15 protein-coding genes are annotated in these 14,319 nt (G+C 56.3%); 14 read left to right on the top strand and 1 reads right to left on the bottom strand.

The genetic code is table 11. The features are described from left to right. Window positions 1–8 precede the first annotated feature (8 nt). From dmpG to L810_RS15980, 14 genes are all read left to right on the top strand, one after another. Window positions 9–1,055 (top strand): 4-hydroxy-2-oxovalerate aldolase, encoded by a 1,047-nt coding sequence (gene dmpG, locus L810_RS16045; protein ID WP_021159332.1) that lies wholly within the window; start codon window positions 9–11, stop codon window positions 1,053–1,055. After that, on the top strand, window positions 1,052–1,840 hold the full coding sequence (gene dmpH, locus L810_RS16040) for a 2-oxo-3-hexenedioate decarboxylase (protein ID WP_021159331.1): 789 nt from the start codon (window positions 1,052–1,054) through the stop codon (window positions 1,838–1,840). The genes dmpG and dmpH overlap by 4 nt, the downstream gene beginning before the upstream one ends. 11 nt (window positions 1,841–1,851) lie before the next feature. Beyond that, window positions 1,852–2,043, top strand: coding sequence for a 2-hydroxymuconate tautomerase (locus L810_RS16035; protein ID WP_011516083.1), 192 nt, complete (start codon window positions 1,852–1,854; stop codon window positions 2,041–2,043). A 59-nt stretch (window positions 2,044–2,102) separates the two neighbouring features. After that, window positions 2,103–3,605, top strand: coding sequence for an aromatic/alkene/methane monooxygenase hydroxylase/oxygenase subunit alpha (locus L810_RS16030; protein ID WP_021159330.1), 1,503 nt, complete (start codon window positions 2,103–2,105; stop codon window positions 3,603–3,605). A 68-nt stretch (window positions 3,606–3,673) separates the two neighbouring features. Next, complete coding sequence (locus tag L810_RS16025; RefSeq protein ID WP_021159329.1) at window positions 3,674–3,940, top strand: toluene-4-monooxygenase system B family protein; 267 nt, start codon at window positions 3,674–3,676, stop codon at window positions 3,938–3,940. A gap of 55 nt (window positions 3,941–3,995) precedes the next feature. Continuing rightward, a complete protein-coding gene (locus tag L810_RS16020) occupies window positions 3,996–4,331 on the top strand; it encodes a Rieske 2Fe-2S domain-containing protein (RefSeq protein WP_011516080.1) in 336 nt (111 codons plus the stop codon). A 40-nt stretch (window positions 4,332–4,371) separates the two neighbouring features. Further along, window positions 4,372–4,686 (top strand): MmoB/DmpM family protein, encoded by a 315-nt coding sequence (locus tag L810_RS16015; RefSeq protein ID WP_035480072.1) that lies wholly within the window; start codon window positions 4,372–4,374, stop codon window positions 4,684–4,686. A 54-nt stretch (window positions 4,687–4,740) separates the two neighbouring features. Continuing rightward, window positions 4,741–5,727: an aromatic/alkene monooxygenase hydroxylase subunit beta gene (locus L810_RS16010; protein WP_011516078.1), complete on the top strand. Its 987-nt coding sequence runs from the start codon at window positions 4,741–4,743 to the stop codon at window positions 5,725–5,727. A 99-nt stretch (window positions 5,728–5,826) separates the two neighbouring features. After that, entirely contained in the window at window positions 5,827–6,849 is a 1,023-nt protein-coding gene (locus L810_RS16005; RefSeq protein WP_011516077.1) for a 2Fe-2S iron-sulfur cluster-binding protein, read from the top strand. A gap of 64 nt (window positions 6,850–6,913) precedes the next feature. Next, window positions 6,914–7,519, top strand: a complete 606-nt coding sequence (gstA, locus tag L810_RS16000) for a glutathione transferase GstA (RefSeq protein ID WP_021159325.1) — start codon at window positions 6,914–6,916, stop codon at window positions 7,517–7,519. Window positions 7,520–7,659: 140 nt separating this feature from the next. Then, window positions 7,660–8,721, top strand: coding sequence for an alcohol dehydrogenase (locus L810_RS15995; RefSeq protein WP_042974932.1), 1,062 nt, complete (start codon window positions 7,660–7,662; stop codon window positions 8,719–8,721). Window positions 8,722–8,834: 113 nt separating this feature from the next. Further along, window positions 8,835–10,193 carry an OmpP1/FadL family transporter gene (locus tag L810_RS15990; RefSeq protein ID WP_021159323.1) on the top strand — a complete coding sequence of 453 codons (1,359 nt, stop codon included), beginning with the start codon at window positions 8,835–8,837 and terminating at the stop codon, window positions 10,191–10,193. Window positions 10,194–10,928: 735 nt separating this feature from the next. Beyond that, the gene (locus L810_RS15985; RefSeq protein ID WP_011516071.1) at window positions 10,929–11,759 is read left to right on the top strand and encodes an alpha/beta fold hydrolase; all 831 of its coding nucleotides are present in this window, start codon (window positions 10,929–10,931) and stop codon (window positions 11,757–11,759) included. A gap of 172 nt (window positions 11,760–11,931) precedes the next feature. Next, window positions 11,932–13,776 carry a sigma-54-dependent Fis family transcriptional regulator gene (locus L810_RS15980; protein WP_011516070.1) on the top strand — a complete coding sequence of 615 codons (1,845 nt, stop codon included), beginning with the start codon at window positions 11,932–11,934 and terminating at the stop codon, window positions 13,774–13,776. 93 nt (window positions 13,777–13,869) lie between these two features. Here L810_RS15980 and L810_RS47285 read toward each other — a convergent pair whose 3' ends face one another. Then, window positions 13,870–14,295 carry a transposase gene (locus L810_RS47285; RefSeq protein WP_257008892.1) on the bottom strand — a complete coding sequence of 142 codons (426 nt, stop codon included), beginning with the start codon at window positions 14,293–14,295 and terminating at the stop codon, window positions 13,870–13,872. Between the last annotated feature and the right edge of the window lie 24 nt (window positions 14,296–14,319).

The following is a 14,319-nucleotide window of genomic DNA, read 5'->3' as shown; positions in this document are numbered from 1 at the left end:
GAACAGAGATGAACCTGCAAGGAAAAAAAATCACCGTCCACGACATGACGTTGCGTGACGGCATGCATCCGAAGCGCCATTTGATGACGCTGGAGCAAATGAAAAGCATCGCCTGCGGCCTGGACGCAGCCGGGATCCCCCTGATTGAAGTCACGCACGGCGATGGCCTGGGCGGCTCGTCGGTCAACTATGGCTTTCCGGCCCACAGCGATGAAGAATATCTGGGGGCCGTGATCCCGCTCATGAAGCAGGCCAAGGTCTCGGCTTTACTGTTGCCGGGCATCGGCACCGTCGATCATCTGAAGATGGCCAAGGAGCTTGGCGTGCACACCATCCGGGTGGCTACGCACTGCACCGAGGCTGACGTGTCAGAGCAGCACATTGCCCTGGCGCGCAAGCTTGAGATGGACACGGTGGGCTTCCTGATGATGGCGCATATGAACAGTCCTGAAGGGCTGGTCGGGCAGGCAAAGCTGATGGAGTCGTACGGCGCCAACTGTGTCTACATTACCGATTCGGCTGGCTACATGCTGCCCGATGATGTCAGGGCCCGCCTTGGCGCGGTGCGTGAGGCGCTCAAGCCGGAGACGGAACTGGGCTTTCACGGCCACCACAATCTGGCGATGGGGATCGCCAACTCCATTGCGGCCGTTGAGTGTGGCGCCACCCGCATCGACGCCGCCTCGGCTGGTCTCGGTGCGGGTGCGGGCAACACGCCGATGGAGGTGCTGGTCGCCGTATGCGACCGAATGGGGATTCAGACCGGAGTGGATGTGTGGGCCATTCAGGACGTGGCCGAAGACCTGGTCGTGCCGATCATGGACTTCCCCATCCGGATCGACCGCGACTCGCTCACCCTGGGTTACGCCGGGGTCTACGGGTCGTTCCTGCTGTTTGCCAAGCGCGCCGAGCAAAAGTATGGCGTACCGGCGCGCGAGATCCTGGTCGAGCTTGGGCGCCGGGGCATGGTCGGTGGCCAGGAAGACATGATTGAAGACACGGCCATCACGCTGGCCAAAGCGCGTGCGTCAAAGGCGCAGAAGGTGGCGGCATGAAACTGGATCGCACCACCATTGCGCGCCTTGCAGAGCACCTCGAGAACTGCGAGCTCCACGCGCAAGACACGCTCAAGATCACCGATGAGCATCCCGAGATGGATTGGGATGACGCTTACGCGATCCAGGACGAGATTCGCCGCCGCAAGCTGGCCCGCGGCGGGAAGATCGTTGGGCTCAAAGCGGGGCTGACCTCGCACGCCAAAATGAAGCAGATGGGGGTTGAGAGCCCTGTCTTCGGCTTCATGGCCGACTATTACGCGATCCCCGATGGCGGCACGTGCAAGACCGAGGCGCTGATCCATCCCAAGGTCGAGCCGGAAATCGCCTTTGTTACCAAAGCGCCGTTGAAAGGCCCGGGCTGTCATATTGGAGCGGTGCTGGCGGCGACTGACTTCGTGATGCCGGGCATCGAAGTCATTGACTCGCGCTACCGCGATTTCAAGTTCGATCTCAAAAGTGTGGTAGCGGACAACACGTCGGCCGCACGCTTTGTGGTGGGTGGGCGCGCACTGCCAGTGTCTGAGGTGGATCTGCGCACCGTCGGCATCGTGCTGGAGAAAAACGGTGAGCCGGTTGCGTTCGGGGCGGGCGCCGCGGTGCTGGGCCACCCGGCCGCGGCGATTGCGATGCTGGCCAATCATCTGGGCGCGCGTGGCGAGGAGATTCCGGCGGGCAGTTTGATTCTGTCAGGGGGGATCACGGAGGCCATTGCCGTGCGAGCGGGGGATGCCATCGCCCTGCGGGTGCAGGGGATGGGCAGCACCGGTTTGCGCTTCGTTTAAAGGAGATAGCCATGCCGATTGCGCAGCTGTACATCATCGAAGGCCGCGATGCGGAAAAGAAGGAGCGGCTGATCGCCGAGGTCACCGAGGCGATCCATCGCGCGATTGATGCGCCGGTGGAGTCCATCCGCGTGCTCATTACCGAAATGCCGAAAGAACACTTTGGAATCGCGGGTCAAAGCGCCAGGAAGCGAGGGCGTTAGGACGTGATGTGTGTGGTGTGTTGAGGGCCAGTTGGCCTTAGAAATTATGGAGACTGAAAATGGCTTTGTTAAATCGGATGGACTGGTACGACCTTGCCAGGACGACTAACTGGTCGCCGAAGTACGTCACGGAGAGCGAGCTTTTTCCGCCCGAGCTCAGTGGAGATCACGGCATTCCCATGGAAAAGTGGGAGACCTACGACGAACCATACAAGCAGACTTACCCGGAGTATGTCAAAGTCCAACGCGAGAAGGACGCTGGCGCGTACTCCGTGAAGGCCGCGCTCGAGCGCAGCCAGATCTATGAAAGATCTGATCCGGGTTGGCTTACGGTGATGAAGCAGCATTATGGTGCCATTGCCCTCGGCGAATATGCCGCCTCGAGCGCCGAAGCGCGGATGATGCGCTTCTCCAAGGCACCGGGCATGCGCAATATGGCGACCCTGGGAAGTATGGACGAAATTCGTCACGGTCAGATCCAGCTCTACTTTCCTCATGAGCACGTCTCGAAAGACCGTCAGTTCGACTGGGCTGCCAAGGCCTTCCATACCAACGAATGGGCAGCGATTGCCGCACGTCATTTCTTCGATGACATCATGATGACGCGCGACGCGATCAGCGTCGCCATCATGCTGACCTTCAGCTTTGAAACCGGCTTCACCAACATGCAGTTTCTTGGGCTGGCGGCAGACGCTGCGGAGGCCGGGGATCACACATTCGCCAGTCTGATCTCGAGTGTGCAGACCGACGAGTCGCGCCATGCACAGATCGGCGGTCCAACGCTCCAGATTCTGATCGAGAACGGCAAGAAAGCCGAGGCCCAGAAAAAGGTTGACATCGCTTTTTGGCGCGCGTGGAGGCTGTTTTCGGTGCTGACTGGGCCGGTGATGGACTACTACACCCCGCTCGAGCATCGCAAGCAGTCGTTCAAGGAGTTTATGCAGGAATGGATTGTTGCGCAGTTTGAACGCGCACTGAGCGATCTGGGGCTCGACAAGCCTTGGTATTGGGACACGTTCCTGCAGCAGCTCGATCAGCAGCATCATGGCATGCATTTGGGCGTCTGGTATTGGCGTCCTACCGTCTGGTGGAACCCGGCAGCCGGCGTCACGCCCGCAGAACGGGATTGGCTGGAAGAAAAATACCCTGGCTGGAACGACACCTGGGGCCAGTGCTGGGATGTGATCATCGACAATCTGGTCGACGGGAACATCGCGCAAACGTACCCGGAGACGTTGCCGATCGTGTGCAACATGTGCAACCTGCCGATCAATTACACGCCGGGCAACGGGTGGGCCGTGCAGGATTATCCGCTCGAATACAACGGCAGGCTGTATCACTTCGGCTCGGAGCCGGATCGGTGGTGCTTTGAGCAGGAGCCGGAGCGTTATGCGGGCCATATGACTTTGGTGGACCGTTTCCTGGCTGGCTTGGTGCAGCCGATGGATCTGGGGGGCGCATTGGCTTACATGGGTCTGGCACCCGGCGAAATCGGTGATGACGCCCACGGCTACTCATGGGTGGACATTTACAAGAAGATGCGCATGAAGAAGGCAAGTTGAGCACTGCTGCCTGAAGAGCCGGTGGTATGACCACCGGCTCAACCACCAACCAAACAGAGGACTCCAAAATGGCTTTGTTTCCCTTGAGCTCCAATTTCGAAGGCGACTTCGTGCTTCAACTGGTGGCGGTCGATACCGAGAACACCATGGACGAAGTGGCGACCGCTGCTGCGCATCACTCCGTTGGACGGCGTGTGAAAGCGCGTCCCGGGCATATCCTGCGGGTGCGCCGGCAAGGTAGCAAGGAATGTTTGCCCCGAACGATGAAAGTGGCTGATTCGGGCCTCAAGCCGACCGAGTGTGTTGAGGTCATCTGGGAACCCGCCCAGCAATAACCAGGCATTCGGCAGTTGATGTGCTGGGGCCCCTTCATCAATAGAAAGGAAGTTCATGACATTTAAGAAAGTGTGCTCTCTGGACGATCTTTGGGAGGGCGAAATGGAGTCGTTCGAGGTCGATGGGCAGGAAATTCTGATGGTTTGGCCGCAGGGCGGCGACCTGAAGGCGTTCCAAGGTATTTGCCCACACCAGGACATTCCGCTCATTGAAGGCAAATTCGACGGCAAGACGGTGATCTGCAGGGCGCATCTTTGGCAGTTCGATGCCTGCTCTGGAAAAGGTATCAACCCGTCGGACTGTGCGCTGGCCGAGTACCCAATCAAGATCGAAGGCGATGCGGTATTTGTGGAAACCGAGGGTGTGAAGCCGCTGTTCGCACATACGTGAGCAGCATTCGGTCCGCCAATTCGAAAGCAAGGAGAAAGCTGTGACTAAAAACGATATTGCATCGGCCCACCTTAACAACAGGGTGGGTCCGGTCATGCGTGCTGGGGAGCTCGCTGAGGCAGTAGTTGAGGCAGCGCGAGAGGACAACCCTGGCAAGGAAATTCGCGTGGACGACAAGCGCGCCTATTTGCGCATCGACACCGACGGGGAGTTAATCCTGCGCCGCGAAACGATCGAGCGGGCGCTGGGCCGACCGTTCAAAATGCCTGACCTCGAGGTTGAATTGAGTTCGTTTGCCGGGCGTATTGAAACTATGCCCGATCAGGTCCGCTTCTACTTTGAGAAGCAAGTCTGAGTAGCGGTACCGGACAACATCCGCCCCACCAAGTAAAGATTCGAGGAGACAAGCATGTCTGAAGTTCAAGTTCTCAAGCCGCTCAAGACCTGGAGTCATCTCGCGACGCGGCGCCGCAAACCGAGCGAATACGAGATCGTTTCCACCAATTTGCACTACAACAAGAGGGATCCGAATGCTCCCTACGAGCTCGATCCGGATATGTGGATGAGCCGCTGGTTCAAGCAGCACACCCTCAATAGTCCGCTCAAGCACGACGATTGGAACGCGTTCCGCGATCCGGACGAAGTCATCTATCGCACGTACAACCTGATGCAGGACGGCCAGGAGACGTATGTCTTCGGGTTGTTCGACCAGTTCAATTCCCGTGAACATGATAAGTCGCTGGATCCCCGCTGGGCTGGTAAGCTGGCCCGGCTATATACCCCGGCCCGCTACCTGTTCCACACGCTGCAAATGGCCTCCGCTTACGTCGGCCAGATGGCTCCAGCGAGCACTATCACCAACTGCAACTATTTTCAGATGGCCGATTCTTTCCGCTGGTTGAGCCATACGGCCTATCGTACGAAAGAGTTGTCGCTAGCATTCCAGGACAAGGGCTTTGGTAGCGACGAACGTAAATATTGGGAAGATGACGTCGCCTGGCAAGGCTTCCGTGAGCTTATGGAAAAGGTTCTCGTAACATGGGACTGGGCCGAAGCGTTTGTGGCGCTCAACCTGGTCGCCAAGCCTGCGGTGGAGGAATCGGTGCTGCGCAAGCTGGGCGAGTCCGGACGCCATAACGGAGATACTTTGCTAGGCCTGTTGACGGACGCCCAACTCATCGACGCGGCACGTCACAGGCGTTGGGCCACGGCGTTGGTCAAGATGGCGCTCGAAAAGCCAGGTAACGCCGAAGTTATCAAGAATTGGATTGCCAATTGGGAATCGCTCGGCGATGCGGCTATCGATGCCTATTGCAGCACGCTTGCCGATGTACCAGACGCCTCGGAGTCGGCCAAGTCGGCGACTCGAGAGTTTCGTCGATCCCTGGGTCTGTAAGGAAAGACTTCCAGCCGATGCTGTCTCAGGGGACCATCAAGAGCGCCTGGATCACGCGCTCTTGGTGATCTTGACAGCGTAATCACAGGGATTTCATGTATGTCTGAACATCAAATACTCATAGAGGGAGAGAAAAATGCCTTTGTCCAGGCGGGGGAAGACACTGTCCTGCGGGCAGCTTTGCGCGCCGGAATAGGATTTCCCTATGAGTGCAACTCGGGCGGGTGTGGCAGCTGCAAGTTTGATCTTCTGGACGGAGAGGCCGAGAATCTTTGGCCAGACGCGCCAGGGCTGACCGAACGCGATCGCCGTAAAGGTCGTCTGTTAGCGTGCCAATGCAGAGCCAAGGGGAACATACAGATAAAGGTGCGCGTCGAGGCGGACCATCAAGCTCAAGTGAGGCCGAAGCGACTGCTGGCCAAGTTTGTGGAATCGCATGAAGTCACCCACGACATTCGCGAATTTCGCTTTGTGACGGATGGCCCGGCCACCTTCTTGGCGGGACAGTATGCGATGCTTTCGGTCCCTGGTGTGACCGCGCCGCGAGCCTACTCCATGTCTAACACCGGCAATGATCGAGGCGAGTGGCATTTCCAGATCCGGCGCGTGCCGCAAGGTAAAGCGACAGAGCAGTTGTTCCATCACCTTCGTGCGGGCGATCAACTGGAGATCGATGGACCTTACGGCCTTGCTTTCTTGAGAACGGAGGCCCCACGCGACATTGTTTGCGTAGCGGGCGGGTCGGGTCTTGCACCGATGGTGTCAATTGCACGTGGCGCGTCGCAGTCCGGCATGCTGGAAACACGCCATCTCCATTTTTTCTATGGTGGGAGAACGCCGTCAGACATTTGCGGAGAATCGTTCCTGCGCATGTTACGTGGCTACGACGAACGCATTCATTTTTACCCCGTCGTGTCTTTGCCGGGTGAGGCCTCCGGATTTCAGTGGAGCGGTGAAACGGGATTTGTTCATGACGTGGTTCGGCGTGTGTTCGGGGATACGCTGTCAAATTTTGAGTTTTATTTCGCCGGTCCTCCACCTATGACTCAGGCTCTTCAGGAGATGTTGATGATCGGCTACTGTGTTCCTTTCGAACAGCTTCATTTCGATCGTTTCTTTTAATGAAGCGTCCACACGACTTGCGATTAATGTCGATGCAAGTCTATTAATCAGAGGAGAGTAATCGATGAAACTGTACTACAGTCCTGGCGCTTGTTCGCTTTCACCGCACATCGTATTGCGTGAAATGGGCTTGACATTCGAGCTCGAAAAAGTCGATCTGCAAAGCAAAAAGACCGAGAGCGGTTCTGACTTTCGCGGCGTCAACCCCAATGGTTATGTGCCGCTGCTGGTTCTCGACGATGGGCAGGTGCTCACGGAAGGTCCGGCGATCGTACAGTACTTGGCCGATCGGGCTCCCGAAGTGCGGCTTGCGCCTGAAGCCGGGACGATGGAGCGCTATCGTTTGGTGGAATGGCTAAACTTTATTTCGACCGAGCTTCACAAAGCTTTTGCGCCGCTTTTCAATCCGAAAACGCCGGAAGAATGGAAAGCCATCGTAAATGATTTGATCGCGGCGCGTCTGGTTTATGTTGAAAAAAAGCTCGGTGGTCAGGCCTATCTGATGGGAAATAACTTCACGGTTGCTGATGCTTATTTGTTCACCGTGCTGTCTTGGGGCAAGTGGGTCGGCGTAGATATCGGACGCTGGCCGACTTTGCAGAGCTATACGAATCGAATTTCTTCTCGCCCGACCGTGCAGGCCGCGCTCAAAGCCGAGGGTCTGATCTAACGAAGACCGATTCTTGTTGCCCCAACTTTTTCGGAGTTGGGGTTCAAGATTTTCCTTTAAGTATGAAGAGGGGTTGAGACATCAGGATACGGGCAGGTCAAAAACACCACTTATGCTAACTAATCTATAAGGACTACAAAATGAAAGCCGCAGTCTATTACGGTCCGCAGGATATTCGCTGTACGGATATTCCAGACCCCGTCATTCGCGCCGACCACGAAATGCTAGTCAAAGTAACGGCCACATCGATATGTGGCTCTGATTTGCACCTTTACCGGGGCGCGCTTGATGGAATCATGGAAAAAGGCAAGTCCCAAACAGGTCATGAGTTGATCGGCGAAGTCATGGAGGTCGGTAAGAGCGTCGGGCGCTTCAAGCAGGGGGATCGAGTCAGTATGGGGTACTCAGTCTCATGCGGCCACTGCTACATGTGCGAGGTTGGGCAGACCGCACATTGTGAGACTACCAAAAACGCAGTCTATGGATTCGGCATACCTTTCGGCAGCATCAATGGAACTCATGCGGAGGCCCTGATCGTCCCTCACGCGGATGGTCACGCGATGAATGTGCCGAAGGGAATTCCCGATGAAGCGGCGGTTACGCTTTCCTGCAACCTGCCGTCGGCAATCATCGCCAACCGCCTGGCCGATATCCAGGTCGGGGAGAATGTTGCACTGGTGGGCTGCGGGCCGACGGGAATGATGGCTCTCGATATCGCGCTGCACAGAGGGCCAGGGCGCGTGGTTGTACTCGATAAGGTTGCCCATCGTCTTGACGTGGTGCGCGAGAAGGGTGGCGTGGCGATTGATGCGAACCAGGAAGACTGGAAAGAAAAAGCACTGACAGAAACCGGCGGACGTGGCTTTGACAAAGTGATCGAGGTGGTCGGTTATCCCGAAACCCTACAGATGTGCCTCGATCTGGTTCGCCCCGGCGGAACGGTTGCCGCGATCGGCGTTTTCTGCGACTCAACTTTCAATCTGAATTTGGCCGATGTGTTTCTGCGCAATATCAGCTTGCACATGAATGGCTTCGCTAACGCCCAGCCTTACATGTGGGAGGCATTGCGGATGATGGAGCGTGGTGTGATCAATCCGCAAGAGTACTTTTCACACGCGTTCGAACTTGCTGATGTTGACAAGGCATTCTCGGTCTTTCATCAGAAATCGGACAGCGCAATGAAGGTACTGATCCGGCCATAAAGCTGCTTCGACGTAAAGCGAGAGTAAGCGCGCGTACCCTATACCAATATTAGAAAAATTCTGATCGGGAGACGAAATTGAATATCAATCAGAGTTGTGTCGCTGTACGGGTGATGGTGGTTCTTTCGGCCGCGTTATTTGCGATGAGCACTGCGAAGGCTACTGACGTGTTCAATCTGGAAGGGTACGGGCCGGTCTCGCGTGCCATGGGCGGTACCGGCGTGGCCTACGACGTTGGCCCTGCGGCGATGATGCTGAACCCGGCAACGCTCGGGTTCATGGGTGATGGGAGATACCTCTATCTCGGGTTCGATGTTGTGACGACCGACATCAAAACCACCAATATCGCGACGGGCGAATCGGCAAGCTCGGGCAATCACGGCAACAACAACGGCCCCTACTTTGCGCCCGAAGCGGCATTCGTGTATCGGACCGAGAAGTATGCATTCGGCGTGGGTGCCTTCGCGGGAGGGGGGCTCGGCACGCAGTACGGTGGCAGTAGCTTTTTGTCGCGCACGAGCACCAACGGCATCAACACCGGCTTCGACAATTTTTCGCGTCTCCTCGTGTTGCGCATTCCGTTTGCCATGTCTTACGACGTTACGGACAAGCTGACAGTCGGTGGCTCGCTGGACGCGGTCTGGACCTCGCTGAATCTCGGCTTGCTGCTGGATGCCTCGCAAATCGGTACGCTCGCGGCCCAGCACCGCGCGTCGGGCACGCTGCTGCCCGCACTCGCCAGCGTGCCAGGGCTGTCGGGCGGGTATCTAAACTTCTCGAATAACGGAATCGTGGGCGGCGGAGCCGATGCCTGGGGGATCGGCGGCAAGCTGGGCCTCACGTATCGCCTCACGCCGAACACCGTGTTTGGCCTGGCCTACAACTTCAAGACGCACGTGGGCGATCTGGGCGGGCATGCAACGTTGTCGGCAGTGAGTTCCGTTGCGGGAAACATCCCGCTCGACGGTCAGATCACGGTCCACAGCTTCGAAATGCCCGCGCAGTTCACGGCAGGTATTAGCCACCGGTTCAACGATCACTGGAGCGTTTCGGCCGACTATCAGCGCGTGTTTCTCGCGAGCGCGTTCAAGGACATCAATGTGAGCTTTGTACAGTCGGGCACGGGGGCGAACCTGAACCTGTCGCTGCCGCAGAACTACCGTGACATCAACGTGTTTGGCGTGGGGGCGGAGTACCGCTACAACGCGAGCCTCGCGTTCCGTGCGGGCTTCCATTATGCGCAGGAAGCCATACCCAACAATATGCTGTTGGCCGTCATTCCCGCCATCCCGACCACGACCCTGACCGGCGGCGTCTCTTATGCGTTCAGCCAAAACAGCAAGATCGACCTTGGCATATCATTCGCATTGCAGAAGACCTTGACGAACACGAGTCAGCCCAACACCTCCGTACCGATAAAGGTGACCCACTCGCAGATCAACGCGGCGGTGGCCTGGCAAAAACGGTTTTGATGCAGAGGCGGGCGCGGGTGGGGTTGACCCTGTAGGTCAGGACTGTCAGACACCGTTAAAGGCAAACATTGTGATTATTGACGTACCACGTTCATCGGCGAAATTTAAGCCCACAAGAGGTCGCGTGAGTCGGGAACAGCAATTTTTGTGTTCACGAAGCCGGACATTGAAGTCATGAATGACCAAAGACGTTTTTAGACATAATGTATTGGACCTGCCGTACCTCAAGCGACGCGGGTTAAGCTTGAGGCTAGTGTCCTGAATTTGACGCTCGTAGAAGGGAAACGGAAGCGGACGCTCGTGCAATGAGATCTACGCGAAAATCCGCTAGCCGTTCAGGAAGTGGTACTTCCCCCAGAGGGCGCGGTCTAGCGTAAGTCGCATTGCGCAGATGATTGCTCCGAGTCATCAGAGGTCGACAAACTATGTTTGACGAGTCAAATATACTGACGCATCGGGGATGCAAAGCACCTGCAGGCGTGGACGAACGCCTGGTTTGAGGCGGCCGTCGAACTAGGTTTTATCCGGTGGCCCTATGTACCCGACAAAGAAGTCGTCAAGCGTTTGCATGGCTACTTCAATGCAGGGTTGATGCCAATGGAAGCCGCCCAAGCATGCTTTGCGGCGAAGCATTGAGAAAGATCGATGATGATTCAACCAAGAAAAATCATACGAGGTTGTTAAGGGAAATCAAGTTATTGCTCGTTGCCGGATACTGGATATATGGAGTTGCAAATGTCGGATTCTTTAGAAATTGCGAATACAGTCACCGCAAATGGTATAAAAACCAATTATCACGATCGTGGTCAGGGAGTGCCTGTTCTTTTGATTCATGGATCGGGCCCTGGAGTAACCGCATGGGCGAACTGGCGCCTCACAATCCCTGAACTCGCGAAGCAGTTTCGCGTCATCGCACCGGACATGGTGGGCTTTGGATATACCGAGCGGCCGGTGGGTATCCGGTATGACATGGATACCTGGGTCGGGCATGCGCTCGGGTTGCTGGATGCGCTTGGCATTGACAAGGCTCACGTGGTGGGCAACTCTTTCGGAGGGGCTCTGGCCTTGGCGCTGGCCATCCGGGCGCCCGAAAGAGTGCGCCGATTGGTCCTCATGGGCAGCGTGGGTATCTCCTTCCCGATAACGGAGGGGTTGGACAAGGTTTGGGGCTACGTTCCGTCAATCGACAACATGCGAGAGTTGCTCGATGTTTTTGCGTTCGACCGCAATCTCGTAAATGACGACCTCGCTCGCCTGCGTTATGAGGCAAGCATCCGGCCGAACTTTCAGGAAGCGTTTTCAAGTATGTTTCCGGCACCGCGCCAGCGTTGGGTGGACGCTATGGCGAGCCGGGAGGAGGACGTCGGCTCGCTTCCGCACGAGACACTCATCATCCATGGGCGCGAAGACCAGGTCATCCCGCTGTCCAATTCCTATACACTGCTCAGACTGATTCCACGGGCGCAGCTGCACGTGTTCGGCCGCTGTGGCCATTGGACGCAGATTGAACATGGAGAGCGATTTAACCGGTTGGTCGGTGACTTCTTCTCGGAAGAGGCGCTTTAAGCCTCCGCGCGGAGGCCTTTGGGGGGCGTTCAAGTGACGCCAACGGCATGTGGCAACGAACGGTCCCCCAATTAGGTTTTCGTTCCAGGCAGGTTTACGCACCCGGTGAGAGCGTGCGAGACGATGAACTTTTAAGAAAGAGCCCTGACTGGCGATTTCCTGAGGAGGGAACATGAAGGAGGAGAAAGGGAAAGCGGGAGAAATAGACAGAGGAATACCGCTTTTCGTGCCAGATGTAGTGGCTGATCTGCATTTTCCGGACATTCGGGATCTGGCGGAACGGCTTCGTTTCAATCCTGCGGACGGTCGCATCTGGCTCGACGATCGTCGAATGGTCTTGATCCATACGGACGCGTTTGCTTCACTGCGACAGGAACTCATCGAAGCTTTAGGTAGCGATGCTGCGCGCGGATTGCTGACCCGCATGGGATATCTATCGGGTTCTCGGGATGCCGCGCTCGCACGAAAGGTTCGCGGGCAAGACAGCGCATTTGATGCCTTCGCGGTAGGTCCTCAACTTCACGCCCTGGAAGGCATCGTCCTGGTAGAACCTGTCAGAGTGGATATCGACAGCACCACCGGTCAGTATTACGGGGAATTTCTGTGGAAAGACTCGTCCGAGGATGAGGCTCACATATCCGTGTACGGCATCGGCTCCGAACCAGCCTGCTGGATGCAGATTGGCTACGCGTGCGGCTACACGAGCGCTTTCATGGGCCGGCGTATTCTATACCGGGAAGTCGAATGCCGCGCGATGGGCAATACATTATGTCGAATCATTGGAAAGCCCGTGGACGAGTGGGACGCCCCCGATGCGGATCTTCGGTATATGCTGCCACAATCTCTGGAGAAACGTCGCTTTGTCGCGTTGAAAAGTTCAGGGCCAGCCCCGACTGACTCTACAGATCATGAGTGTGTGCCTTGCAAGCCTGACGAAGTGCCTGTCAAAGAAGGACCAATAGGGGCGTCTGCTGGATTCAACGCAGTGATGCACAAAATATTCAGAGTGGCTCCCACTAGTGCGACCGTTTTACTGATGGGCGAGAGCGGCGTGGGCAAAAGCCTGTTTGCTCGGGAACTGCACAACAGAAGTTCGCGTGTAGGGAAACCATTCGTTGAATTAAATTGTGCAGCTCTTCCCGATTCGCTGATTGAATCGGAGCTTTTTGGTGTGGAGCGAGGGGCATTCACCGGCGCATCCGATGCCCGCGTTGGGCGTTTCGAAAGCGCAAACGAAGGGACCATTTTTTTGGATGAGATTGGTAATCTCAGTCTAACCGCTCAAGCGAAGCTATTGAGAGTTTTGCAAACGGGGGAGATGGAGCACCTCGGGAGTTCAAAGACGGTTAAGGTAAATGTTCGGGTAATTACTGCGACTAATGACAACCTCAAACAGGCGATAAAAAGCGGGCGTTTTCGTGAGGATCTTTTCTACCGGCTGAATGTATTTCCAATTGTTATTCCACCTTTGCGTGAAAGAAAGGATGATATCCCGGTTTTGCTGGAATTTTTCATAAAGAAATTTTCAAAAAGGCATGGTCGGTCCCTCAAGGGCTTATCCAATCGTGCGCTTCATCTATTGCTGGATTACTCGTGGCCCGGGAATATCCGCGAGATGGAAAATGTGCTCGAACGTGGCGTTATCCTCGCCGAGGAAGGCGGTACGCTCGATGTATGCCACTTGTTTAGTAGCGGTGACACCGTGGAATGTAAGGGTGCTTTTGGTTTAAGCGACCTTGGGTCGCTTGCCCTCGATTCCATATCGACGAGCGCTCCCCCCGAGACGATCCGCAAGAGCGGAGAAGCCCCGGAGGGGCTCGAGGATTGGGCAGCGCTTGCTGTACAGATGAACAAAGCGACACTTTGCGAGGTCGAAGATGCGCTCGTACGCGCGGCACTCAAAGCCGCGAACGGGAACATATCAGAAGCCGCACGTCTTCTCGGATTGACACGCGCGCAACTCGACTACCGTGTCAAGAAGTTGAACAATTCAATGCCAATCTCGACGGAGAAGTAGAGAGCGCAAAGCACCAGCGTTTGGGATCAACCGAATCGAAGATCTGCTTCGGCTTTGTTCGGGAGGTTAGGGGCGCTGGTGGTGCAGACGCAATTAGGCTTTTTTAACGCACCTCGCCTGACCAAATGCATTCCATTGATTGATCAGGTTGGCGATAGCGCGGCCTTCCTGAGTTTGTGACGCGATGCGACGCGTCAGCAGCGTGTCGCCGATGCAGCGCTTAATGCGCGAAAATTGCGCCTCAACGCGAGCGCGCAGGCCATAGCCATATTTGTTCTGGAATGCATACTGTCCCTTCTCTTTCAGATAACGCACAAGTTGATCGTGCCAACGATTTTGCTTCGCGTCATCGACCGCATCGGCCTTGGGAGGAATCACCGGCACGACGCCGCTGGCGAGCAGTTGTTCATTGCGCTCGATCTGGTAATACGCCGTATCGGCAATGAGTCGATCGATCTTACCGACTTGCGGCAACAGCAAATCGAGGCCGCTACTGTCTCCAGTGCCGGTATCGGTGATTTAGAGCTAAAGTCGGAAGTGGTG

It is taken from the genome of Burkholderia sp. AU4i (assembly GCF_000466765.1).
Classification (GTDB): Bacteria; Pseudomonadota; Gammaproteobacteria; order Burkholderiales; family Burkholderiaceae; genus Burkholderia; species Burkholderia cepacia.
This window is presented reverse-complemented; position numbering and strand designations above follow the sequence as displayed.